Source organism: Streptomyces sp. ISL-98, from assembly GCF_018614055.1.
Classification (GTDB): Bacteria; Actinomycetota; Actinomycetes; order Streptomycetales; family Streptomycetaceae; genus Streptomyces; species Streptomyces spiramyceticus.
On sequence record NZ_JAGGPB010000048.1, the window covers coordinates 75,349 to 97,967 of the forward strand.

Below are 22,619 nucleotides of genomic sequence, written 5' to 3' on the forward strand. Positions count from 1 at the left end.
GGGCATCCGGCCACGCTCTGTCACATGAAGTCGGAAATCCACGCGCCTCAACTCGGCGTCCACGCAGCTCGCTTCAGTCAACAGCTCAGTTCCACCCGTCGCGGCGCCCGCCTCGCGCGGCTGCTCGCCGTACAGCAACTGGCTGACTGGGGGTGGGCCAGGGACAGCGAGACTGTGCAGACTGCCGCGCTGCTCGTTGCCGAGCTGGCCACGAACGCCGTCACGCATGGCCGCGTACCGGGGCGTAACTTTCTGCTGACCCTGGCGGTCATCCGACACCCTGGCGAGACCACCACGCTCCGTATCGAGGTCGCCGACTGCGGGGGAGAAAGGCCGCCGGTCCGGCTCAGGCCGGAGTCGACGGCGGAGCACGGGCGCGGGCTTCTTCTCGTCGAGGCTCTGTCAGCGCGCTGGGGTGCCGAGCCACGGCCCCCGTCCGGGAAGACGGTATGGGCCGAACTGTGCGTGAGCGGAGGCCATGCCGGATGAGCCGAGACAAGGGGGCGCCCCGTGGTGGGGCGCCGCTCTGTTGATGCTCAGTCGGCGGTGATCGAAGTCAGCTTGGTGAGCGTGTCGATAGCCCAGTTGGCTGTCCCTACGACTGTCGGGTCCTCTGCCCACAGGTAGCCCCACGGTCCCCGGCGGATGTGCGCCGTCCGCAGGCCTGCGGTCCTGGCGGGGAACAGGTCGTCCGCGGGGTTGTCCCCTACGTACACGGTCTCGTGCGGTTCGGCTTGGGCGACTTCGATCACTCGCTCGAAGAACTCCGGCGAGGGCTTCGCGATCCCCCATTCGGCGGACGTGACGATCAGGTCGGCCGGGAGGTCCAGGCCGCGCAGCAATTCGCCTACCCTTGCGGTCTGGTTTCCGGCAATGACGACGCGAATGCCTTGCTTGCGGAGTCCAGCGAGGGCAGGGCGTACATCGGGGTACAGGTCGGACTCGTCGAGGTGCTCACCCCGGCCGGCCGCTTCGCGAGCCAGGTACGCCTCACCGACGTCGATGCCGGGCTTTACGAGGCGCAACGCGTCTGCGTTGTCCCTGCCTTGCGCGGCTACGGCTCCGACCAGGGCAGACATGGTGTGTCTGGGGACGCCGAGCCAGTCGGCCCATGAAGCCCAGTGGCGGTCGTCGCGGACAAGGGTCTCGCCGATGTCGAACACGATGGTCTCAATCACCCACAGCACGCTACTGGGGCGAAGACGCAGGACTGCGGTTCTGACCTTCACTGTCCGAGTGACTGTGGAAAATGTCGGCCCGTCTGTTACGTCGTTTGAGGCCGGGCCGCCCGTTGGAGTTATTGGGCGGCCCGGTTCTGGTGTTTCTCAGGTGGTGATGAGCGCCGGGTCGCTTACGCTCGCCGCGCCCGTTTCAACGTGGCCCGCGAAGCGGCGTAGGAACGTCGTGTTCGTGTCGGTGGTTATTGATACGTCGTACCAGCGCTTTGTCGCGCGCAGGTCCACCGAATGGGTCACCGTGGCCGACGGGCGGACCGTGAAGGTTTGGGGCTCGCCGCCGTAGGTGTTGGTGATGGTGAGGTGGGCGTCCGTGGACGTGGGGTTCGTCAGTGTTACGTCCAGGTTGCCTGTTGTTGCGTTGTGGCGGACCGTCGCCTCTGGGGTTTTCGTTTTCGCCGGGCTCTTGAATGTGCGCAGGAAGCCGTTCGGGCCGTGGACCGTGAGGTTGTGGGTGCCCTTTGAGTACGCGGAGTTCCACGTGTCGGTGAGCTTCTTGCCCGCCTCCGTGGTGTACGTCCAGGGGGCGTCCGTGCGGTTTGCCGACGTTACGTAGAACTGCGCTCCTGCCGCCGTGCCCGGGCTGAAGGTCAGGGCTATTCGGCCGTCGCTCACGTTTACCGCTGCGTCTACGTACGGGGCGTACGGGAGTGGCCGCGCCGGGCGGCTGCCCGGTTCCTGCTTCGGGAGCGTGCCCGTGGCCGGCGGTACCGGCTTGTAGTCCGGGTGACGGTCGTGGTCCGGGGGCTCGTAGGCCGCCGTGTCGGGGAGCTCGGCCGGCGTGGCGTCCGTGGTTGCGAAGTCGAAGGCCGAGGTCAGGTCGCCGCAGATCGCTCGGCGCCAGGGGGAGATGTTCGGTTCGCGTACGCCGAAGCGGTTTTCCATGAAACGGACGATCGACGTGTGGTCGAAGACCTCGGAGCAGACGTAGCCGCCGGTGCTCCAGGGGGAGACCACGAGCATCGGGACGCGCGGGCCCAGGCCGTAGTTGCCTGCCGCGTACGCCGAGCCGCCCTTGTAGAGCTCGGTTGTCGTGTCCACTGTCGACAGGCCCTGGGCTGCTGAGGCCGGCGGGTACGGCGGGACTACGTGGTCGAAGAAGCCGTCGTTCTCGTCGTACGTGATGAACAGTGCCGTCTTGCTCCAGACCTCCGGGTTGGAGGTGAGGGCGTCCAGCACCTGGGCGATGTACCACGCGCCGTAGTTGGACGGGAAGTTGGAGTGTTCGGTGAAGGCCTCGGGCGCTGCTATCCAGGAGATCTTCGGCAGGGTGTTGGCCTGTACGTCGGCCTTCAGGTCGGCCAGGTAGGCGTCGCCGTTCTTTACGTTGGTGCCGGTGCGCGCCTTGTCGTAGAGCGGGTCGCCGGGCTTGGCGTTGCGGTACTTGTTGAAGTAGAGGAGCGAGTTGTCGCCGTAGTTGCCGCGGTACGCGTCGCTGATCCAGCCCCAGTGTCCTGCGGCGTCCAGGCCGTCGCCCGTGTCCTGGTAGATCTTCCAGGAGACACCGGCCTGCTCCAGCCGCTCGGGGTACGTCGTCCATCCGTAGCCCAGCTCCTCGTTGCCGAGTACGGGGCCGCCGCCGGTGCCGTCGTTGCCCGTGTAGCCCGTCCACATGTAGTAGCGGTTCGGGTCTGTGGCTCCGATGAACGAGCAGTGGTACGCGTCGCAGACGGTGAACTTGTCGGCGAGGGCGTAGTGGAAGGGGATGTCCTCGCGCGTCAGGTACGCCATTGTGGTCGGCGTTTTCGCAGGGATCCACTGGTCGTACTTGCCGTTGTTGTACGCCTTGTGGCCGCCCGCCCAGTCGTGGTTGAGGCCCTGGAGGAACTGCATCCCCAGGTCGTCGGCCGTGGGGTGGAAGGGGAGCGTTTCCTTCTTGTTGGCGTCCGCCTGGTGCCAGACCGACTTGCCGCTGGGCAGCGTCACCGGGCGCGGGTCGCCGAAGCCGCGTACGCCCTTCATCGCGCCGAAGTAGTGGTCGAAGGAACGGTTCTCCTGCATCAGTACGACGATGTGCTCGACGTCCTGGATCGTGCCGGAGACGCGGCTGGCGGGGATGGCGGCGGCGCGGTCGATGCTGCTCGACAGGGCGGCGAATCCCGCGGTCGCGCCGGCGATCTGAAGGAAGCGCCGCCGATTGAGTTCAGGCATGACTGTGGGCCCTCTTGGGGTGTGAGGAAACGGAACCGAACAGAATGTTCCAAGAGGACCCGATGGAAAGGAAGGGGGCGGGAAGGAGTGGTGTCTTGCGTGTGAAAGGTTGCGCTATTTGCTGCTAACTGGGCGAGAGGTGCGGGTGGTTGGCGTGGGGGCTGTCGCCGCTGGTCGCGTGTCCGTCAGGCGGATGTGCGCTTCCTCGTTGTCTTCTTTGCTGCCGTCGACTTTTTCGTTGCGGTCGACTTCTTTGCCGTGGTCGATTCCTTCGCCGCTGCTGTCTTCTTTGCTGCTGTTGACTTCTTTTGTGTCGTTGACGTTGATTTCTTTGCGTCTGTTCCGGTCGCTGCCGACTGCTTCTTGCGGCCCCTGATCGGCCTGACCTCGGCCTCCGGTTCGCCCTCGCCCCGGGACTCCTTGGCAGCGCGGACGCTGTTCTCCAGTGCGGCCATCAGGTCGATGACCTTGCCACCCGCTCCGGCAGCCGCCTTTTCGGACTCCGGAACCCTTCCGCCGCCCTCGACCTTCGCGGCGATCAGCTCCTCGACCGCCTCGCGGTAGTCGTCGTGCAGCGAGTCGAGGTCGACCCCGCCCAGCGTGTCCATCAGGGCATCTGCCAGGTCGAGTTCGGCTTCGCGGACCGTCACGTTCGTCTCCGGCGCGACGCCCTCGGGTTCGCGGACCTCGTCGGGCCAGAGCAGGCCGTGCATGGCGATGACGTCGCCCACTACGCGCAGCATGCCGAGCCGTTCGCGACCGCGGAGGGCGAACTTGGCGATGGCGACCTTGTCGCTGCGCTTGAGCGCCTCGCGCAGCAGGATGTACGGCTTGGCGGCGGGGACGCCGCTCGCGGAGAGGTAGTACGCCGCGTCGATCTGGAGGGGGTCGATCTCGGCAGCGGGCACGAAGCCGACGATTTCGATCGTCTTGGCCGTGGGGAGCGGGAGCGCGGCCAGGTCGTCATCCGTAATGGGGATGATCGCGCCGTCGGCCTCCTCGTACCCCTTGCCGATCTCGGGCGGCGGAACCTCGTCGCCGTCGAGTTCGCAGACCTTCCGGTAACGGATCCGGCCGCCGTCGGTCGTGTGGATCTGGCGGAACGAGACCGAGTGGTGCTCGGTGGCGTTGACCAGCTTGATCGGGATGCTGACCAGGCCGAAGGAGATGGCGCCGTTCCATATGGATCTCACGATTCGTCCCCTTTGGTCGAGATCCGTGGGATTCTCATCGTATGTCGCCGATCACGGAGGTGGAGGGGCGGCGCCTGGCCCTCTCCAATCTGGAAAAGGTCCTGTACCCGGCCACCGGGACCACCAAGGGCGAGGTGGTCCACTACTACGCCGTCACGGCCGGTGTCCTTCTTCCGCACCTTCGCGACCGGCCCGTTTCCTTTCTCCGCTACCCGGACGGACCTGACGGGCAGCTCTTCTTCACCAAGAATCCGCCGCCGGGGACACCTGAGTGGGTGAAGACGGTGGAGGTACGGCACTCGGACGCGACGACGACACAGCAGGTGCTCGTACAGGACATGGCGACGCTGGTGTGGGCGGCGAACCTGGTGGTGGAGTTCCATACGCCGCAGTGGCTGGCCGACGAGCGCGCCTGCGCCGACCGGCTCGTCCTCGACCTCGACCCCGGGCCGCCGGCGACTGTCGCGGAGTGCTGCGAGGTGGCGCTGTGGCTGCGTGACCGGCTCGCGTCGGACGGGATCGAGGCGTACGCGAAGACGTCGGGGGCCAAGGGGCTCCATCTGCTCGCGGCGCTGGAACGGACACCGTCCGAGGAGGTCTCGGCGTACGCGAAGAGGCTCGCGGTGGAGGCGGAGCGTGCGCTTCCGGGGCTGGTGCTCCATCGGATGAAACGGTCGCTGCGGCCCGGGAAGGTCTTTGTCGACTTCAGCCAGAACGCTGCCGCGAAGACGACGGCCACGCCGTACACCTTGCGGGCCAAGGAGCAGCCGACCGTGTCGGCGCCTGTGACCTGGGAGGAGGTCGAGGACGGGCGGGCGGATCCGGGGCGGCTCGTTTTTCTGGCGGGGGACATGGGCGGGCGGATCGAGCGGTTCGGGGATCTGCTGGGGGCGCTCAACGATGCGGGTCGGGCTCGGCCTTTGCCGCGGGCGTGAGTGGGTGGGTGGTTGCGGTGGTGAGTGAGCGGGTGCGTGGGTGGTGGTGGCGTGAGTGACCGTGATGACGTCACTTTGGTGCCGCCTGTTGACGTGATGCGGCCTCGCGCGGTGAGTGAGGTGCCGGTGGAGAACGGGCTGCCGGGTGGCGTGCAGTACAGCGTCAAGCTGGACGGGTTCCGGTGCGTGGCCTTTGGGGGCGGAGGTGGCGGTCCGGGTGGTGCTGTCTTTTTGCAGTCGCGGTCCGGGCGGAACATGGCGCTCGAATTTCCGGACATCGCCGCCGCCGTCGCCGGGCTGCCTGCGGGGCTCGTTCTCGACGGGGAGGTGTGCGCCTGGGTGAACGGCGCGTTCTCCTTCGTGCAGTTGATGCGGCCGCACGCGGCGCGGGTGGCCGACGGGGTCGCCGTGTCGTACGTCGCCTTCGACGTGCTAGCCCTGCCGGGGCAGGACGTACGCGAACTGCCGCTGGCCCAGCGGTGGCAGCTGCTCGGCGCCGCGCTTGAGGGGGTCAATCCGCAGGTGCAGGCTGTAATGGCGACGACCGACCGGGATCGTGCGCTGCTCTGGTACGAAACGCTGGTGGCCTCGGGGGTGGAGGGGCTGGTGTGCAAGGCGCTGGCGTCCCGTTACCGGCCGCGGGACAGCAAGGCGTGGGTGAAGGTGCGGCATTCGGATACGCACGATGCGGCTGTGATCGGCTACACGGGGAGTGCGGAGCGGCCGCGTGCGCTGGTGTTGGTGCTGGCGGGGGACGACGACACCCCGGTGGTGTCCAGCCCGCTGGCGCCGGATGTGCGGGTGCAGGCACGGGAGTTGCTGGCGGGGGGTGCGGGTGTCAGTGACGGTGGTGGTGAGGGGCGGATCGTGGCGATTGGGATCGGTGAGGTGGCCTACCGGCGGGTGGGGGCGGGGGTTATGGCCGAGGTGCAGCAGTTTGTGGGACGGCACGCGACGACCGTGGTGCGGAGGCTGCGGTTCGAGGGGCGGTGAAGGCTTCGGGCGTGTCCGGCGGATCAGGCCGGCTTCAGGGTGCGGCGCGTTCTCGGTGCCCTGAGCGGGCCTGGCGGGTCCAACTGCAAGGCGGAGGAGAGAGTCGACGCCATGGGAGTCCCCCTGTTCGAGGGCAGTCGAGAGCTTGGGGGGAGTCGCCGACCGACGACAACGCCGCAGATGGGCGTGCCAGGCCCCGCGGCCCAGGCATGATCCGCCGGACACGCCCTACACCCGTAGCCACGTCCTCCGGTCTCGCGCCGCCGCGTACAGGGATTCGATGTCTGCCGGTTTCAGTACGCCGCCCGCCCTCGCCAAGTCCCCCACCTCGTGTTCCCGCAGGATCCTTACGTCGCGCAGCGTCGGCGCCGGGTCCACTCTGGCCTGGCCCGTCAGCGCCAGGATCGGGCGTACCGCCGCCGCCAGGGCCAGTGACGCGCGTTCTGCTTCTCGGCGGGCCCAGCGCAGTTGGGGCAGGGGGGCGGCTCGGCCGATCGTGACCAGGGGGTCGGCGATCCTGACCCGCTGCCTCGCGTTCCCCCCGTACAGCGTGCGCACGCTCATCGCGCCCGCCGGGCCGATCAGCAGGTGGGCGATGTACGCCCCGCCCGGCAGCGGTACCGAGTGGAGTACGCGCCAGCCGGCGTCCTCCAGACGGTCGAGTTCCCCGCCCAGCAGCTCCTGCGCCGCGAGGGCGTCCCTGCGCGGGTCGGTACGGAAGCGATGGGTGCGGAAGCGGCGGGCCGCGGCGTGGGGGGTGTGGTCCAGTTCGGCGAGCAGCGCCTCGCCGGGGCGGTTGGGCGCCAGGTCGTCGTCGGGGTGCAGGGCAAGGCGGGCCAGGTCGGCGGCGGTGGGGACCGGAGGGGGGCCGATGGTGACCGGGCCTGTGGCGTACGGGGCGATGGCGGCCAGTACGGCGTCCCTGGCATCGGCGTCGAGCAGGCTTACGCGGCCGGTTTCCCTGTCGTACCAGGCGATGATCCTGCCGTCGGGCAGGCTCACGTACAGCCGGTCCTGGCCCTGGTGGCGCGCATGTACGATCCGCAGTCCCGTCATGTCCCATCACCCCATGCCCATGGGAACAGTCCCCGCACGGCAGGGGCAATAACTCTTGCCGTTCGGCTTGGTGCAGACTCGACGGCACGGCACGCACCGACCGCGGAGGGGACCACGCATGATCATCTTTGGCAGCAGGAGCTATCTCTACCAGCTGGCCATACTCACGCTCGTCTGCGGGCGCTGCGGCAATCCGGCCGCGCACACGCTCAAGAAGCGGGTCAGCAAGTTCACGCTCTTCTTCGTTCCACTGTTCCCGTTCTCGACGAAGTACGCGACACAGTGCACCTTCTGCGGCGCCGAACAGCAGGTACCCAAGGAGCAGGCGGAGCAGCTCCAGGTGCAGGCGCAGCAGGGCGGCGGCGGAGAAGGACAGGGACATGGACAGGGGTACGGGCACGGGCAGGCGCCGCAGCAGCCCGGGCGGAATCCGTATCAGCGCTGATTCCAGTACGCAGAGCTGAGCAGAGCAGAGCAGAGCCAGTAGAGCCGGCAGAGCTGAGTACAGAAAAGGTGCTTCCCTCCGAATAAGGTCTACGCGGAGACGAATCTGCCCAAAACGCACCGCACCGCCGAGAGGGGAGCCTTGAGCGCCCACCGCACCACCCGTGGAGCACTGCTGCTCCTGACCGTCGCCGCCGTGCTGCTGGCGCTGCCCGGCTGCGACGACGAGGGTGGACTCCAGAGTGCGGGCGCGACGCCCACCGCCATCGGGCCCACTCAGCTCTGGCCCGACCGGCCTACCTCGACGACCCCTCCCCTGGACTACGGCGAGGGCGAGACCGAGACGGTGCAGGGGATCAAGGTGCCGGGCGGCGACGTGCGAAAGGTGAGGCCGGTCGCCGTCGCGCAGGCGGAGGAGGCGGCGAACCCCGAGGAGTACAGCGGGTCGGACGGGATGTACGAGGAGACCGCCCGAGGCCTCCGCGAGTGCGATACGAAACCGAAGGCCTGCCCGGTCCTCAAGGCCTACTACCGGGACCTGAGCGGCGACGGGAAGGACGAGCTGATCCTCGGCATCTCCATGCCCGAGGATCAGCTCGTGGTGCGCTGCTATCTGGCCGAGAAAGGCCGGCTGATCCGGATCATGTCCACGTCCGACGCCGTGATCAGCGTGGCGCTGGCCGGCCGGGACGTGATCATCCGGGCGCCGTCCATCCTTCCCGGATACGAGTACAGGACAGCCTGGTCCTGGGACGACCGGCAGCGCGCGATGCTGCCCACCCGGGACGAGATTCTGCGTATGGACCGGGACGACGCGACACCCTCGGCCTCCCCGAGACCGGAGCCCACGCGGACGGCGGCGCGGACACCGACGCCGACACCGACGCCCAGCCCGGAGTCCGCCACCGCCGGCGCCGGTGGTGCCTCATGAGGCCCCGCCTGCCCGCCTGGACCGCCCTCCTCACCTGGAAGGCCGCAGCCTTCATCGCCGTAATGTGCTGCGCGCTCGCGGCGCTTCTCGGCGCCCTCGTGCACGTGTCGGTGACCCACCAGACGGTGAGCGAGGCCCGCGAGAAGGCGCTGACCAAACTGGGGGACGCCACCCGGGCGTACGAGGCGGGCGAGCCGCTGCCGCCCGGCGCGGGCATCGACCCGGACGGGCTGCCCGGCTCGCTGCGCGACCTCGCCCTGCGAGGCAAGCGCGGAAGCCTCGTCAGCGACCACGAAGGGCGCCCGACCATGTGGGCGGCGGGGCCTGCCGACGGCAGGGCGATCGCCGCCGAGATCGACTACACCCAGAGCGTACGGACCATCACGGGCCTCGACCGGGCCATCGTCGGCTCGTCGATTCTCGCCATCGGCGTCACCCTGATCGTCGGCGTCTTCGCCGTCACCCGGGTGACGCGCAGGCTGCACCAGACCGCCGGGGTCGCGCGCCGGATCAGCGCGGGCGACCTCGACGCGCGCGTCAACGACCCGCGCACCAAGGACCCTTCCCGCCCGCAGGACGAGGTGGCCACGGTCTCCGGCGCCCTGGACGCGATGGCTTCCACGCTCCAGGGCAAGCTCCAGAGCGAGCAGCGTTTCACCGCCGATGTGGCGCACGAACTGCGCACCCCGCTGACCGGTCTGCACGCGGCGGCCGAGCTGCTGCCCTCCGGCCGCCCGACCCAGCTCGTCCAGGACCGGGTACGGGCCATGCGGCTGCTGACCGAGGACCTGCTGGAGATCTCTCGGCTGGACGCGGGCAACGAGAAGATCAGCCCGGACCTGTTCCGGCTGGGGCCGCTCGCGGAGCGCGTGGTGCGCGGCTCCGGGAGTCCGGCGGAGGTGCGGATCGTACGGGACGCCTTCGTGGAGACCGACCGGCGGCGGCTGGAGCGGGTGCTCGGCAATCTGCTCGGCAATGCGCACAAGCACGGCCTCCCCCCGGTCGTACTGACCGTGGACGGGCCTGTGGTGACGGTCCGGGACCACGGCGAGGGCTATCCGGACTACCTGGTCGAGCACGGGCCGCAGCGCTTCAGGACCGAGCCGCGCGCCGGGAGCAAGGGGCACGGTCTGGGGCTGACGATCGCCGTCGGCCAGGCGGGGGCCATCGGCGCGGAGCTGACCTTCTCGAACGCCCCGGACGGCGGAGCGGTCGCGACGCTGGAATTGCCTGAGGCACCGCATGTGGAAGACGGGGAGAGCGGATCGCCGGGCGATCCGCACACGGATTGACACTTTGCGAACACCGTGTGTCGCATTTAGCGTGAATCGCGCGAGTTGAGGACCAGTTCGCCAGTCAGTCAGTCACGGACCGGAGCCTCCGCCGCTCTTCGCCACAGTCAGCCGTGGCGGAGGCCCCCCACCTCCCATGGAGGCAGCATGTCTGTGCGTTCTCCCCTCCGCAGGGTCGGCCTGTACGCCGCGGCCGGCGCCGTGGCTGCAATGACCGCCGCGGGTCCGGCACTCGCCGCGGACCCTGTGCCCGGCGCGGCCGATCCCGCCCAGCCCCAGAGCCAGACCCAGCCCGAGCCCCAGACCGATCCCTGGGCCGAGCCCGAGGCCGAGCCGCAGACCGAGCCGCAGACCGAGGCTCAGGCCGAGCCCCAGGCAGAGCCTCAGACCGAGATCGAGAGCCGCCGCCTGTACAAGGGCCGCGTGACCGCCAAGAAGGGGCTGATCCTGCGCGACAAGCCCACCCGTAGCAGCCGGGTCATCGGCTTCAAGCGGCATGGCGCAATCGTCCACATTTTCTGCAAGACCACCGGCGGCAAGGTGAAGGGCAACAACCACTGGTACCTGCTGACCGACGGCACCTGGGCCTGGGGCTCGGCGAAGTACATCGAGAACATCGGGCGCGCTCCGCGCTGGTGCTGAGGCCGCGGACACAACCCTTCCACCCACGTCCCGAGGAGTCCGGCACTCACTCCACAGCGAAGCCGTCACCGAACTCCTCGGGCGTGAGCGTACATATACGGACATACGGCCCGCCTGCTTGCTACGTTGCCCGACATGACCGCAACGACGACGGATGCTCCCCCGCCCGGCGTACGCCTCCCCAAGCGGCGCGGCGTCGAACTCTCGCTCCTCGTCTGCGCCGTCCTCATCTCCGTGTACGGCTATGTCGCCGTCGGCCTCGCCAAGAACAGCGCCGTGCCGCCCGACGTCGCCGGCTACGGCGCGGGCCTCGGCGTCCTCGCGCTCCTCGCCCATCTCGGCGTACGCTTCCGCGCCCCGTACGCCGACCCGCTGCTCCTGCCCATCGCGGTCCTCCTCAACGGCCTCGGCCTGGTGCTGATCTACCGCCTCGACCTGGAGACCCCGAAGGACCAGGCGGCGCCCACCCAGCTCATCTGGTCCACCCTCGGCGTCGCGCTCTTCATCGGAGTCGTGATCCTGCTGCGCGACCACCGCATCCTCCAGCGCTACGCGTACATCTCCGTCGCCGCCGCACTGGTCCTGATGATGGTGCCGATCTTCTTCCCCGCCGTGAACGGCGCGAAGATCTGGATCCGGATCGGCGGCCTCTCCTTCCAGCCCGGCGAGTTCGCCAAGATCCTTCTCGCGGTCTTCTTCGCGGCCTACCTCGCCGCGAACCGCAACGCCCTCGCCTACACCGGCCGCAAGTTCTGGAAGCTCCAGCTCCCCACCGGCCGCGTCCTGGGCCCGATCGTCGCGATCTGGCTGCTCAGCGTCGGCGTACTCGTCCTGGAGCGCGATCTCGGCACCTCGCTGCTCTTCTTCGGCCTCTTCGTGATCATGCTGTACGTCGCCACCGGCCGCACCGGCTGGATCGCGGTCGGGCTCCTCCTCGCGGCCGTCGGCGCGTTCGTCGTCGGCTCGCTCGAACCGCACGTCAACAGCCGCGTCGAGGACTGGCTGAACCCCTTCGCCTCCATCGACGCGGGCGAGGGCCCCGGCCAACTGGCCCAGTCGCTCTTCGCGTTCGCGGCCGGCGGCACGCTCGGCTCCGGGCTCGGCCTCGGCCACTCCATCCTCATCGGCTTCGCCGCCAAGTCCGACTTCATCCTGGCGACGGCGGGCGAGGAGCTCGGCCTGTCCGGACTCACCGCGATCTTCCTGCTGTACGCGCTGCTCGTGGCCCGCGGCTACCGGGCGGGCCTCGCCCTGCGCGACCCGTTCGGCCGACTGCTGGCGATCGGCCTCGCCTCGATCCTCGCCCTCCAGGTGTTCGTCATCGCGGGCGGCGTGATGGGGCTGATCCCGCTGACCGGCATGGCGATGCCGTTCCTGGCGCAGGGCGGTTCCTCCGTCGTCACCAACTGGATCATCGTGGCGCTGCTGATCCGGGTCAGCGACTCGGCCCGCAGTCCGCGCCCCGAGCACGTCGAGACGGGAGTCATCGCGCCCGTCGTGACCGTGGAGGACGGCAAGTGATCCGCTACATCCGCCGCGCCGCCGGTCTCTGTCTGCTGCTGCTCGTCGCGCTGCTGGTCAACGCTGCCCGCATCCAGGTCTTCGAGGCGGAGTCGCTGAACGACAATCCCGCCAACCGCCGCCAGACCATTACCCGCTACCAGCAGGTGCGCGGGAACATCATCGTCGACGGGAAGCCGGTCACCGGGTCGAAGGACACGGGCGAGCAGCTGCGGTACGAACGGACCTATCTGCACGGGCCGTTGTACGCACCGGTCACCGGCTACGCCTCGCAGACGTACGGCACGACCCTCATCGAGAACGCCGAGGACGACGTCCTCTCCGGCACCGATCCCATGCTGGCCCCGCTCCCCCTGTGGAACGAGATCACCCGCTCCCAGCAGCCCGGCGGCCACGCCGTCACCACCATCAAGGGCGCGGTCCAGCGGGCGGCGTACAAGGGGCTCGGCGGGAGGAAGGGCGCGGTGGCCGCGATCGAGCCGTACTCCGGGAAGATCCTGGCGCTGGTGAGCAGCCCTTCATACGATCCGGAGCAGCTGTCCGGGACCGGGAAGGCGGTCACGGACGCCTGGTCGCGGCTGAACGGCTCGCCGGATCAGCCGATGCTCAACCGGGCCATCCGGCAGACGTACCCGCCCGGCTCCACCTTCAAGATCGTGACGGCGGCGGCGGCGCTCGAATCCGGTGAGGTGACGGACATCGACGCGCCGACGAAGACGCCCGATCCGTATGTGCTGCCCCACACGAACACCGTGCTCCCCAACGAGGTGAGCGGCTGCGGGAACGCGTCGCTGGCGTTCGCGATCAGGTTCTCCTGCAACACGGTGATGGCGAACCTGGGGGTGAAGGTGGGGATGGCGGGAATGCTCGACACGGTGCGGAAGTTCGGCTTCAACGACAGCGGGCTGAAGATCCCTTCGCGGGTGTCCAAGAGCAACTTCGACACCAGCATGACCGACGACCAGCTCGCGCTGTCCGCCATCGGCCAGTACGACACGAGGGCGACGCCGCTCCAGATGGCGATGGTCGCGGCGGCGGTCGCCAATGGCGGTGACCTCAAGGCGCCGTATCTGGTCGACACGGCGACGCAGGCGGACGGCGATGTCGTCTCGCGGACCGACCAGGAGACCCTGCACCAGGTGATGAGCCCTGGCACTGCGGGGCTGCTGCAGCAGATGATGGTGGACGTCGTCGAGAAGGGCACGGGCACGAACGCGGCGATCACCGGGGCCAGGGTCGGCGGCAAGACGGGCACGGCGCAGCACGGCACGGACAACACCGGTACGCCGTATGCCTGGTTCATCTCCTGGGCGCAGGAGGCAGGTGCGGGGCCGGCGGGGGTCGCGGTGGCGGTGGTCGTCGAGGACGCGTCTGCGGATCGCGGGGACATCAGCGGCGGCGGAAGCGCGGCGCCGATCGCTCGGGGGGTGATGGGGGCGGCGTTGGGTGGGTGAGTGGGTGCGGTGCGGGCGGGGTACGGGTGCGGGTTGCCTGCGGCGCAGTTCCCCTACCCGGGGAACAGGCACCGCGCAGCGGCCTCGCCCTGGGTCTCGGTCCGCGAAACGCCCTCCCGGCCCCGCCGAGGAGATCATTACTCTGCCCGCATGGCCATAACCACCACTCACGAACTAGCCCAAGTCAACATATCCCGCATGAAGTTCCCATTGGACTCACCCGAGTTCAAGGACTTCGTCGACGCCCTCGACTCCGTCAACGCCGACGCCGACGCCGCCGACGGCTTCGTCTGGCGGCTCCAGAGCGACGCCGGCAACGCGACCGAGCTGCAGATCTTCGGGGACGAGTGGCTGCTGGCCAATATGTCGGTGTGGCGGGACACCGACGCCCTGACCGCCTACATGTACCAGGGTCGGCACCGGGAGATCATGGCGCGGCGTCGCGAGTGGTTCGAGCACGTGCACGAGGCCATGACCGCACTGTGGTGGGTGGAGGCAGGCAGCCGCCCGACGTTGCGGGACGCCGAAACGGCGCTCCTCCACCTGCGCGAACACGGGCCGACGCCGCATGCGTTCACGCTGCGTACGTCGTTCCCGCCGCCCGCCGCCGCGCAGACGCGCTGAGCCGTCACGCCTGCGCGATCGCCTCCTCGATCTCCACGAGCCGCTCCCGCTCCTCCGCCTCGAAGCGCTCCTTGTCGAGCTGTTCGGCGATCTCCTCGTCCTGGGTCATGAGGAGGTCCAGGTTGGAATTGCCCATCTCGAAGACGCCCATGTCGACGTACGCCTTCTGGAGGCGCGGGCCCCACAGGCCGATGTCCTTCACGCACGGCACGATCCGGCTGAACAGCAGCTTCCGGAAGAGGTGCAGGAATTCGGACTGCTCCGTGTACTCCTCGGCCTCCTTCTTCGTCACGCCGAAGTTCTCCAGCACCTCGACGCCCCGCAGCCGGTCGCGCATCAAGTAGCAGCCCTCGATGACGAATTCCTCGCGCTCGCGCAGTTCGGCGTCGCTCAGCTGCTTGTAGTAGTCGCGCAGCGCCATCCGCCCGAAGGCCACGTGTCTGGCCTCGTCCTGCATGATGTACGCCAGGATCTGCTTCGGCAGCGGCTTGTCCGTCGTATCGCGGATCATGCCGAAGGCGGCGAGTGCGAGGCCCTCGATGAGGACCTGCATGCCCAGGTACGGCATGTCCCAGCGGGAGTCGCGGAGGGTGTCGCCCAGGAGGCTCTGGAGACTGTCGTTGACCGGGTAGAGCATCCCGACCTTTTCGTGCAGGAAGCGGCTGTAGATCTCCGCGTGTCTGGCCTCGTCCATCGTCTGCGTCGCCGAGTACAGCTTCGCGTCCAGGTCGGGGACGGACTCGACGATCCGCGCCGCACACACCATGGCGCCCTGCTCGCCGTGCAGGAACTGGCTGAACTGCCAGGACGTGTAGTGGCGGCGCAGCACGCCCTTGTCCTTCTCGGTCATCTTGGCCCAGTGGCGGGTCCCGTAGAGGCTCAGCGCGTCGTCGGGGGTGCCGAGCGGGTCGTACGGGTCGACCTCGACGTCCCAGTCGATGCGGGTGGCGCCGTCCCACTGCTTGTCCTTGCCCTTCTGGTAGAGGGCCAGGAGGCGGGCGCGCCCTTCGTCGTACTCCCAGCTGAAGCGGGCCGCGCCGGAGGCCGGCACCTGCCACAGGGGGTCCGACGGGGCCGTGGTGTAGAGCTCGTACGTCGACATTGACGTCTCCCTTGCCGCATATCCCTTAACAGGACGGACAGTTGGCAGACTCACACGTTGGTAGACAGCGGGTCAACAAGTCGTGCACGAGGGATTGACTGCCTTGCTGACAAGCAGTCTCATAAGTCGTGACCCCAGGTAACCCACTCGTGAGGTGCCCCCCCGCCATGACGACAGTGACCGAACGCGACGTACTCAGGGACGCACTCGGCCTCCTCAAGGACCGTGAGCAGGTCGCCGAGCGCCTGCTGGAGTCATCCGCCAAGCACTCGTTCGACCCCGAGACCGAACTCGACTGGGCCGCCCCGGTCGAGGACGGCAAGTGGTTCTGGCCGCCCGAGCTCGTATCGCTCTACGACACTCCGCTCTGGCACAAGATGTCCGAGGACCAGCGCATGGACCTCGCCCGGCACGAAGCCGCCTCGCTCGCCTCGCTCGGCATCTGGTTCGAGATCATCCTGATGCAGCTGCTGGTCAGGCACATCTACGACAAGTCGCTGACCAGCAACCACGTCCGATACGCCCTCACCGAGATCGCCGACGAGTGCCGGCACTCGATGATGTTCGCCAAGATGATCCAGAAGGCCGGCGCACCGTCGTATCCGGTGCCGAGGCTCTACCACAACCTCGCCCGCGTCCTGAAGACCGTCTCGACCACGCCCGGGTCGTTCGCGGCGACGCTGCTCGGCGAGGAGATCCTCGACTGGATGCAGCGGCTGACGTTCCCCGACGAGCGTGTGCAGACGCTGGTGCGCGGCGTCACCCGTATCCATGTGGTCGAGGAAGCACGCCATGTCCGGTACGCCCGCGAGGAGTTGCGCCGCCAGATGGTGACCGCGCCGCTCTGGGAGCGGGAGCTCACCCGGGTCAGCTGCGGCGAGGCCGCGCGCGTCTTCTCCACCTGTTTCGTGAACCCGAAGGTGTACGACAACGTCGGCCTCGACCGCCGCGAGGCCGTCGCCCAGGTCAAGGCGAGCGGCCACCGCGCCGAGGTCATGCAGAGCGGCGCCAAGCGGCTCACCGACTTCCTGGACGACATCGGCGTTCTGCAGGGCGTCGGCCGCAGGCTCTGGAAGAGTTCCGGCCTCCTCGCGTAAGCCGCGGACCGCACACCGCAAACCGTCCAAACGCGGGGATACGCTGCGGACATGACCCCGGCAGCAGCGTCCCCCGCGTACCGCAGGCTCAGTGTCGAGGAGCGTCGCAGCCAGCTCCTCGGCGCCGCCCTGTCGCTTTTCGCACACCGGGCGCCCGAGGACGTCTCGCTGGACGACGTGGCGGAGGCGGCCGGGGTGTCACGGCCGCTCGTCTACCGCTACTTCCCCGGCGGCAAGCAGCAGTTGTACGAGGCCGCGCTCGGCTCCGCCGCCGACGAACTCAAGCTGTGCTTCGCCGAACCGCAGACCGGGCCCCTCACCCGGCGCCTCATCCGCGCCCTGGACCGCTATCTCAGCTTCGTCGACGAGCACGACACCGGGTTCAGCGCACTGCTCCAGGGCGGCAGCGTCGCCGAGACCTCCCGTACGACCGCGACCGTCGACGGGGTGCGCCGGGCCGCGGCCGAGCACATCCTGACGCATCTCGACGTCGCGGGGACGGCGGGACCCCGGCTGCGGATGATGGTCCGCACCTGGATCACGGCGGTCGAGGCGGCCTCCCTCATCTGGCTCGACGAGGGCAAGCAGCCGCCGGTCGGTGAGCTCCGGGACTGGCTCGTCGACCACTTCGTCGCCCTGCTCACCGCGACCGCGGCCACGGACGCGCAGGCGGCGGCCGTCACGAGGGCCGCGCTGGCGACCGAGACGGCGGACGGCTCGGCAGGGGTGCTGGCACGACGCGTGCTGCCGGTGATCGCGGAGGCGGCCCACCTCCTGTGACCCTGTAAGACTGACGGGGTGAGAAGCGAGAACACGCCCTTCGTGGGCGGACCCCTGGACGGGCGCGTGCTGCCGGTCCTCGTCGGGCCGACCGGACACCCGCCGAAGTGGTACGAGGTGCCGGTGCCGGACGACGCCGGCGGGCCGCCGACCGTGCACGCCTACCTCCGCGTCCCCGCCGGTCACACCAAGCGGCTCGGGCTCCAGCGCGGCTGGAAGTACGAATACGCGCCGGACGGGCGCGAGCGTCGTCACCGGCCGAGGTGGCCCTGGTCGAAGCCCGACGGCACACCATAAGATCGGCTGTTGTGCCGGATGTGGCCGCTGTGGACGAAGGAGCGGCCCCGGCACGGTGACCACGGGGGGTGCGCCTTGGAAGCGCTGCGTCAGGACGATCCACGCCGAATCGGGCCGTACGCCACGCTGTTGCGCCTGCGCGAGACCGCGAGCGCCGTGCAGTACTTCGCGCACGCTCCTGACGGTGCCCCGGCCGTGGTGTCGGTCGCCCGGCCCGCGCTCGCGGGGTCGCCCGCCTTCCGGCGCCGTTTCCAGGCGGAGGCGCAGACTGCCGAACGGCTGGCCGGCGGCTGGGTGGAGGCGCAGCTCGGCTCCCGTACCGAGGGGCCCGAACTGTGGACGGCGAGCGGGTACGTGCCCGCGCTGACCCTGGGCGAGGCGATCGCGCTCGCCGGGCCGCTGCCGGAGCGGACGGTACGCATCCTTGGTGCGGGCCTCGCCGAGACCCTCTCCCGGGCGCACGCCACCGGCGCCGTGCTCCACGGCCTCGCCGCGGACACCGTGCTGCTGGCCTCCGACGGGCCGCGCCTGACCGCGTTCGGTGCGCTGGGTGCGGCGACGGCCGCCGAAGCTGGGCCCGGCGGCCAGTTGTCCGTACGCCTCGACTACCTCACGCCGGAGCAGGTGGCGGGCCAGGAGCCCGGCCCCGCGTCCGACATCTTCGTACTCGGCCTGCTTCTGGCGTACGCCGCGACGGGCGCGACCCCGCTGGCGGCGGGCCCGCAGGACGCGGCCGCCGACCGCATCGCCCACGCCGATCCCGAACTGGCCGCGGTTCCGGAGGAGTTGCGTCCGCTGATCGCCCGGTGCCTGTCGAAGTCACCGGAGGACCGGCCGACGCCAGGCACGGTGGCCGCGGATCTGGCCCTGGAGGGCGCGGCGGCGATGGCCCGCACAGGCTGGCTCCCGGACGGCCTGCTGACGGCGCTGGCGGAACAGGCGGGACGGGTGATGGGGCTGGGGGCGGGCTCCGGTGCCGGTGGTGACTTGGGTGCCGGTGCTGACTCAGGTGCGGGTGCCGACTCGGGTGCGGGTGCCGACTCGGGTGCGGGTGCCGGTGGTGACGTGAGGTCGGGCGCGACCGTGGTTATCCGTGCGGGGGCACTGCGTGGCGGGCGTGGGGAGCGAGTTCTTCCCCTACCCGCCCCTTCCCGCAGTGACAATTTGCGGCTGCCGCCAAGTGGGGGCTCCGCCCCGGACCCCGCTCCTCAAACTCCCCCAGACTTCGTCCGGGGGGACCCCCAGGGGCTGAATGTTCCGCCGGAGGGGCTGGGTATTTCAGCCCGTCCGGCGTTCGAGGACACTCCCCCAGACTTCGTCCGGGGGGACCCCCAAGCCCGTTCGGGGCCGGCCCTCACGCACCCCGCCACCGCACTCGCCCTCCCACCCACCGCTCCCGCACAGCCACCGCAGCTTCCGGCCCTGCCATCCACCCGCACCGCCACCGCTCCGGTCGGCAACGGCCTCGGCGGCCTCAGCCGACGCGGCCTCTTCGCCGCGATCGCGGCCGGCGCCGCCGGGCTCGTGATCGGCGGCGGCGGTGCGCTGGCCCTCGCCGGCGGTGAGGACACCCCGCCCGCATCCCCCGACGCCAAGCCCGCCGCCGCCAAGAAGCCGCTGCCCGGCATGGCTCCGACCCCTCTCTGGCACTACCGGCACCCTGTCGAGCTCACCTCGGGCGGTCCCTCCGCCCGCATCTGGCGCGACAAGCTGCTGCTGATCCCTGGCGAGGAGCAGACCACCGCACTGGACCTGCGTACCGGCCGCCGCCTCTGGGCGCAGAAGGCCGCAGGCACCGGGTACAGGCCCGAAGCCGCCGACGACACCCACTGCTTCGTCATCACCCGCACCGATTTCGTGTGGCTGTCCGCGAAGGACGGGCAGGTCAAGCACCGTCTCCCGTACGGCCCGCTGCTGACCAAGGGAGAGGACGGCGAGTTCACCCTCGGGGCGAAACTGGCCGTGGACGGCCCCGTGGCCTGGTTCGCGGGAAGGATCGAGACGGCCGACGTAAAGAAGAAGGGCAAGAAGACCGAGAAGGTGACGCGTACGCGCGTCTACCTCTTCGCGTACGACATGGCCGCGCGCAAGGAACTGTGGCGGTCCGAAATGGCGGACGTACATTCCGGCCCCTTCCCCCGTTACGAAGCGGTCGGCATCCGCCCCGACAGTCTGCTCCTGCGCCAGGAGGCGGACTCCCTGACCCCGGCCCAGAAGAAGAAGGCCAAGGGCAGGTCGTCCTTCGTCCTCATCGACCGCAAGAGCGGCAAGACGCTGTGGCAGAAGTACTTCGACGGGGTGCGTGAGGGCGCGGACACGACGGACGACACGTCGGGGCAGCTGTACGCAGCGGTGGACGACGACTTGCAGGCGTACGACACGCGCAAGGGCAAGAAGCTCTGGAAGCTCAAGAACACCTCCGGCCGCTTCAGCCATGGCGTCGTGAGCGGCAAGACGCTGTACGTCGCCGACAGCCGCAACGAGGTGTACGCCGTCGACACGGCGACCGGCACCGAGCAGTGGAAGCGCGACACGGAGTACCCGGGCCGTTCCACGCCCTCGGTCGTCCTGAGCGGCAGCGGCCGTACCGTCTTCGCCCTGAACGACACGCAGGCCACCGCGATCAACGCGCGCGACGGCCGACGCCTGTGGAAGTTCCAGGACGCGGGCGCCGAGGACCCCGGTAACCCGGCCTCGTACCGGGCACAGACCTCCGGCAGCACAGCCGTCCTGTGGCGGGGCCGCAACTTCTACGCGCTGCCTCTCGACTGACAGGGGGCGGGTGGGGGCACGCGGCGCCACGCCGGTGGCGTCGCGAATTGGCCCTGCACGGGTGACGGCGTTGGCCCAACCCGACCACTCACCATCCGCCCCGCTCGCATGCCTGCACATCATCGCCAGTAGGCCGGAGCTTCCGGCCGCGAAACCGGAGGTGATGACGTGTCAGGCAAGCTTTCCCGGTCCGTCTGTACGGTGGCCCTGGCTGCCGCAACGGTGATCGCGGCGGTACCGGCACCATCCGCCGCAGGTGTACCGGCCATGCCCACGCCGCCCGCCGAGCCGCTGCCGGCCGAGTCCCTGCCGGCCGAATCTCTGTCCGCCGAGCCGACCGTCGCGGAGCTGTTGACCGAACTCCAGAAGCTGTACCAGAGGGCCGAGGAGGCCAGTGAGGCGTACAAGGCGACTCAGGAAACCATCAGGGAACAGCTCGGCGAGGTCAGGACAGTGACCGCCGGTCTCTCCAAGGCCCGGACCGATCTCGCCGCAAGCCGGAGTGCGGCGGGGCGGCTGGCGCGCGAGCAGTACCAGGGGCGTACCGGCCTCTCCCCCTACCTGCGGCTGCTGCTGGCGAAGAACCCGGATCGTGCGCTGTCCCAAGGACACGTACTCCAGCGGGCCGCGGCCGACCGGGCCGCGACCATCGCCCGGCTGGAGAGCGGCGAGAAGCAGGCCGACGCGCTGGCGACGAGAGAGCGGTACGCGCTCGCCCGGCAGCAGACGCTGGCCCGGCAGCAGAAGAACCAGCAGGACGCGGTGCGCGCGCGGCTGTCCGAGGTGGAGAGGCTGCTGGCTTCGCTGACCCAGGATCAGCTCGCCGAGATCGCGCTGCTGGAGGCGCGAGTGACGGGTGAGGCGCAGCGTGAACTGCTGACCTCGGGGGCGCTCGGCAGCCCGGCGTCGGCCAACGCGCGGAAGCCTTCGCGGCTGGGCCGGGCGGCACTGGCGTACGCCGCCCGGCAGATCGGCAAGCCCTATGTGTGGGGCGCGGAGGGGCCGCGCTCCTTCGACTGCTCGGGGCTCACCTCGCAGGCGTGGGCGCATGCGGGGCGTGAGATTCCACGGACGAGCCAGGAGCAGTGGCGGCAGCTGCCGAAGGTTTCGCTGAAGGAGCTGCGCCCCGGTGACCTGGTGATCTACTTCCCCAAGGCCACGCATGTGGCGATCTACCTCGGCAAGGGCCGGGTGATCCAGGCACCTCGCCCCGGCGCCCGCGTCAAGGTCTCCCCGATCGCGGCGAATCCCGTGCTGGGCGCGGTCCGCCCCGACCCGCGCCTGAGGGCACTGGCGACGTACAGCCCGCCGAGGCTCCCGGGCGGTGCGTCGATCGGGTCGGACCGGGGGTACGGGGTGGAGGCGGCGCCGAGGGCGTGAGTACCCGGCGCCGCCCCCAGGCCCGGTCCCTGCTAGGGCTACGTCGACGTGCCGACTTCCGCACTGTGCCCCAGGTACTCGCTCACGGCTTTGATGTTCTCGCCGCAGTACAAGAGGGCTGACGTGTAGAAGTGCCGCAGCGCGATCGGGCTACCTGCCGACGTAGCCCGATCGTGATGCACCGCGCCCCTGTTCCGGCTACGGCCGGGTCAGGGGCGGTTTCGTGCGTTCGGGTCAGGCCCGACGTTCGGCACCCTCCGGCCACACGACGTCAACCGGCAGACCGGCCGCGCGCGCGTCAACCACGACATCCGCCGTACCGCCGCCCTTGGCTGACGGAGGGGAGCCATTCCACACCGCGACGAGTCGGTCTGCCCGCTCAAGCAAGACCGCGTTCGCCGTCTCGTATGCCTGCCGGTTCGCGGTCTCGTGCGGCATGATGAGGACCTCGTCGGCAGCCGCGTGCAGCCGGTCGAACAGTTCGGCGTGATCGGGCTTCACCTTCGCTTGCCGGTAGTCCTGGGAGGGCAGCACGACGACGAGCCGACCGCCCGCCTCGACAACCGCCTCGGCAAACAGCGAGTCTGCGCCGGCTGCGATGCACGAGACGCCGACGAGATCCTCGCGGTACGGCTGGAACAGCTCGCGCAGGGCTGCTTTCACAAGCGGCACGCTCTCGTCGGTCAGATCCATGTGACCGGTTACGGCCAGTGTCACCAT

At 69.5% G+C, this 22,619-nt stretch carries 21 protein-coding genes; 15 read left to right on the top strand and 6 right to left on the bottom strand.

Going from position 1 to position 22,619, the window contains the following annotated elements:
- Positions 1-24: 24 nt before the first annotated feature.
- Positions 25-489 carry an ATP-binding protein gene (locus tag J7I98_RS29840; protein ID WP_214928146.1) on the top strand — a complete coding sequence of 155 codons (465 nt, stop codon included), beginning with the start codon at positions 25-27 and terminating at the stop codon, positions 487-489.
- A 47-nt stretch (positions 490-536) separates the two neighbouring features.
- Here the strand turns inward: J7I98_RS29840 and J7I98_RS29845 are convergent, their stop codons facing one another.
- The 3 genes from J7I98_RS29845 to J7I98_RS29855 form a co-directional block, all read right to left on the bottom strand.
- On the bottom strand, positions 537-1,178 hold the full coding sequence (locus tag J7I98_RS29845; RefSeq protein WP_214928147.1) for an HAD family hydrolase: 642 nt from the start codon (positions 1,176-1,178) through the stop codon (positions 537-539).
- A 147-nt stretch (positions 1,179-1,325) separates the two neighbouring features.
- Complete coding sequence (locus J7I98_RS29850; RefSeq protein ID WP_214928148.1) at positions 1,326-3,386, bottom strand: phosphocholine-specific phospholipase C; 2,061 nt, start codon at positions 3,384-3,386, stop codon at positions 1,326-1,328.
- Between the two features lie 185 nt (positions 3,387-3,571).
- Positions 3,572-4,579, bottom strand: coding sequence for a Ku protein (locus J7I98_RS29855; protein WP_214928149.1), 1,008 nt, complete (start codon positions 4,577-4,579; stop codon positions 3,572-3,574).
- A gap of 41 nt (positions 4,580-4,620) precedes the next feature.
- On the opposite strand from J7I98_RS29855, the gene ligD reads away from it, so the two are divergent.
- On the top strand, positions 4,621-5,514 hold the full coding sequence (gene ligD, locus J7I98_RS29860; protein ID WP_214928150.1) for a non-homologous end-joining DNA ligase: 894 nt from the start codon (positions 4,621-4,623) through the stop codon (positions 5,512-5,514).
- A 51-nt stretch (positions 5,515-5,565) separates the two neighbouring features.
- On the top strand, positions 5,566-6,507 hold the full coding sequence (locus tag J7I98_RS29865; protein ID WP_214928151.1) for an RNA ligase family protein: 942 nt from the start codon (positions 5,566-5,568) through the stop codon (positions 6,505-6,507).
- Positions 6,508-6,735: 228 nt separating this feature from the next.
- Here the strand turns inward: J7I98_RS29865 and J7I98_RS29870 are convergent, their stop codons facing one another.
- Entirely contained in the window at positions 6,736-7,563 is an 828-nt protein-coding gene (locus J7I98_RS29870) for an NERD domain-containing protein (protein ID WP_214928152.1), read from the bottom strand.
- A 118-nt stretch (positions 7,564-7,681) separates the two neighbouring features.
- On the opposite strand from J7I98_RS29870, the gene J7I98_RS29875 reads away from it, so the two are divergent.
- From J7I98_RS29875 to J7I98_RS29905, 7 genes are all read left to right on the top strand, one after another.
- Complete coding sequence (locus J7I98_RS29875; protein WP_214928153.1) at positions 7,682-8,008, top strand: zinc-ribbon domain-containing protein; 327 nt, start codon at positions 7,682-7,684, stop codon at positions 8,006-8,008.
- Positions 8,009-8,149: 141 nt separating this feature from the next.
- Positions 8,150-8,938 (top strand): hypothetical protein, encoded by a 789-nt coding sequence (locus tag J7I98_RS29880; protein WP_214928154.1) that lies wholly within the window; start codon positions 8,150-8,152, stop codon positions 8,936-8,938.
- Positions 8,935-10,230 carry a HAMP domain-containing sensor histidine kinase gene (locus J7I98_RS29885; protein WP_214928155.1) on the top strand — a complete coding sequence of 432 codons (1,296 nt, stop codon included), beginning with the start codon at positions 8,935-8,937 and terminating at the stop codon, positions 10,228-10,230. Before J7I98_RS29880 ends, J7I98_RS29885 begins: the two co-directional genes overlap by 4 nt.
- A gap of 147 nt (positions 10,231-10,377) precedes the next feature.
- Entirely contained in the window at positions 10,378-10,872 is a 495-nt protein-coding gene (locus J7I98_RS29890) for an SH3 domain-containing protein (RefSeq protein WP_214928156.1), read from the top strand.
- Positions 10,873-11,007: 135 nt separating this feature from the next.
- A complete protein-coding gene (locus J7I98_RS29895) occupies positions 11,008-12,393 on the top strand; it encodes an FtsW/RodA/SpoVE family cell cycle protein (protein ID WP_214928157.1) in 1,386 nt (461 codons plus the stop codon).
- On the top strand, positions 12,390-13,847 hold the full coding sequence (locus J7I98_RS29900) for a penicillin-binding transpeptidase domain-containing protein (RefSeq protein WP_214928158.1): 1,458 nt from the start codon (positions 12,390-12,392) through the stop codon (positions 13,845-13,847). The genes J7I98_RS29895 and J7I98_RS29900 overlap by 4 nt, the downstream gene beginning before the upstream one ends.
- Positions 13,848-13,997: 150 nt before the next feature.
- Positions 13,998-14,471: a DUF3291 domain-containing protein gene (locus J7I98_RS29905; protein ID WP_214928159.1), complete on the top strand. Its 474-nt coding sequence runs from the start codon at positions 13,998-14,000 to the stop codon at positions 14,469-14,471.
- A gap of 4 nt (positions 14,472-14,475) precedes the next feature.
- Here the strand turns inward: J7I98_RS29905 and J7I98_RS29910 are convergent, their stop codons facing one another.
- The gene (locus tag J7I98_RS29910) at positions 14,476-15,573 is read right to left on the bottom strand and encodes a ferritin-like domain-containing protein (RefSeq protein ID WP_214928160.1); all 1,098 of its coding nucleotides are present in this window, start codon (positions 15,571-15,573) and stop codon (positions 14,476-14,478) included.
- Between the two features lie 167 nt (positions 15,574-15,740).
- Here J7I98_RS29910 and J7I98_RS29915 point away from each other — a divergent pair, with 167 nt between their 5' ends.
- The 5 genes from J7I98_RS29915 to J7I98_RS29935 all read left to right on the top strand — a co-directional run bounded on the left by J7I98_RS29915 (position 15,741) and on the right by J7I98_RS29935 (position 21,899).
- Positions 15,741-16,670: a diiron oxygenase gene (locus J7I98_RS29915; protein ID WP_214928161.1), complete on the top strand. Its 930-nt coding sequence runs from the start codon at positions 15,741-15,743 to the stop codon at positions 16,668-16,670.
- Between the two features lie 51 nt (positions 16,671-16,721).
- Complete coding sequence (locus J7I98_RS29920; protein ID WP_214928162.1) at positions 16,722-17,450, top strand: TetR/AcrR family transcriptional regulator; 729 nt, start codon at positions 16,722-16,724, stop codon at positions 17,448-17,450.
- 18 nt (positions 17,451-17,468) lie between these two features.
- Positions 17,469-17,747, top strand: coding sequence for a hypothetical protein (locus tag J7I98_RS29925; RefSeq protein WP_214928163.1), 279 nt, complete (start codon positions 17,469-17,471; stop codon positions 17,745-17,747).
- 75 nt (positions 17,748-17,822) lie between these two features.
- The gene (locus J7I98_RS42345; RefSeq protein WP_214928164.1) at positions 17,823-20,519 is read left to right on the top strand and encodes a PQQ-binding-like beta-propeller repeat protein; all 2,697 of its coding nucleotides are present in this window, start codon (positions 17,823-17,825) and stop codon (positions 20,517-20,519) included.
- A 168-nt stretch (positions 20,520-20,687) separates the two neighbouring features.
- Positions 20,688-21,899 (top strand): NlpC/P60 family protein, encoded by a 1,212-nt coding sequence (locus J7I98_RS29935; protein WP_214928165.1) that lies wholly within the window; start codon positions 20,688-20,690, stop codon positions 21,897-21,899.
- A 234-nt stretch (positions 21,900-22,133) separates the two neighbouring features.
- Here the strand turns inward: J7I98_RS29935 and J7I98_RS29940 are convergent, their stop codons facing one another.
- A complete protein-coding gene (locus tag J7I98_RS29940; RefSeq protein WP_214928166.1) occupies positions 22,134-22,619 on the bottom strand; it encodes a hypothetical protein in 486 nt (161 codons plus the stop codon).

What these genes read in the sequence shown, in the direction of transcription:
- J7I98_RS29840 (WP_214928146.1), top strand. Translation starts at nt 25, where the DNA reads ATGAAGTCGGAAATCCACGCGCCTCAACTCGGCGTCCACGCAGCTCGC.
- J7I98_RS29885 (WP_214928155.1), top strand. Translation starts at nt 8,935, where the DNA reads ATGAGGCCCCGCCTGCCCGCCTGGACCGCCCTCCTCACCTGGAAGGCC.
- J7I98_RS29915 (WP_214928161.1), top strand. Translation starts at nt 15,741, where the DNA reads ATGACGACAGTGACCGAACGCGACGTACTCAGGGACGCACTCGGCCTC.
- J7I98_RS29910 (WP_214928160.1), bottom strand. Translation starts at nt 15,573, where the DNA reads ATGTCGACGTACGAGCTCTACACCACGGCCCCGTCGGACCCCCTGTGG.
- J7I98_RS29875 (WP_214928153.1), top strand. Translation starts at nt 7,682, where the DNA reads ATGATCATCTTTGGCAGCAGGAGCTATCTCTACCAGCTGGCCATACTC.
- J7I98_RS29905 (WP_214928159.1), top strand. Translation starts at nt 13,998, where the DNA reads ATGGCCATAACCACCACTCACGAACTAGCCCAAGTCAACATATCCCGC.
- ligD (WP_214928150.1), top strand. Translation starts at nt 4,621, where the DNA reads ATGTCGCCGATCACGGAGGTGGAGGGGCGGCGCCTGGCCCTCTCCAAT.
- J7I98_RS29890 (WP_214928156.1), top strand. Translation starts at nt 10,378, where the DNA reads ATGTCTGTGCGTTCTCCCCTCCGCAGGGTCGGCCTGTACGCCGCGGCC.
- J7I98_RS29895 (WP_214928157.1), top strand. Translation starts at nt 11,008, where the DNA reads ATGACCGCAACGACGACGGATGCTCCCCCGCCCGGCGTACGCCTCCCC.
- J7I98_RS29920 (WP_214928162.1), top strand. Translation starts at nt 16,722, where the DNA reads ATGACCCCGGCAGCAGCGTCCCCCGCGTACCGCAGGCTCAGTGTCGAG.
- J7I98_RS29940 (WP_214928166.1), bottom strand. Translation starts at nt 22,619, where the DNA reads ATGGTGACACTGGCCGTAACCGGTCACATGGATCTGACCGACGAGAGC.
- J7I98_RS29850 (WP_214928148.1), bottom strand. Translation starts at nt 3,386, where the DNA reads ATGCCTGAACTCAATCGGCGGCGCTTCCTTCAGATCGCCGGCGCGACC.
- J7I98_RS29870 (WP_214928152.1), bottom strand. Translation starts at nt 7,563, where the DNA reads ATGACGGGACTGCGGATCGTACATGCGCGCCACCAGGGCCAGGACCGG.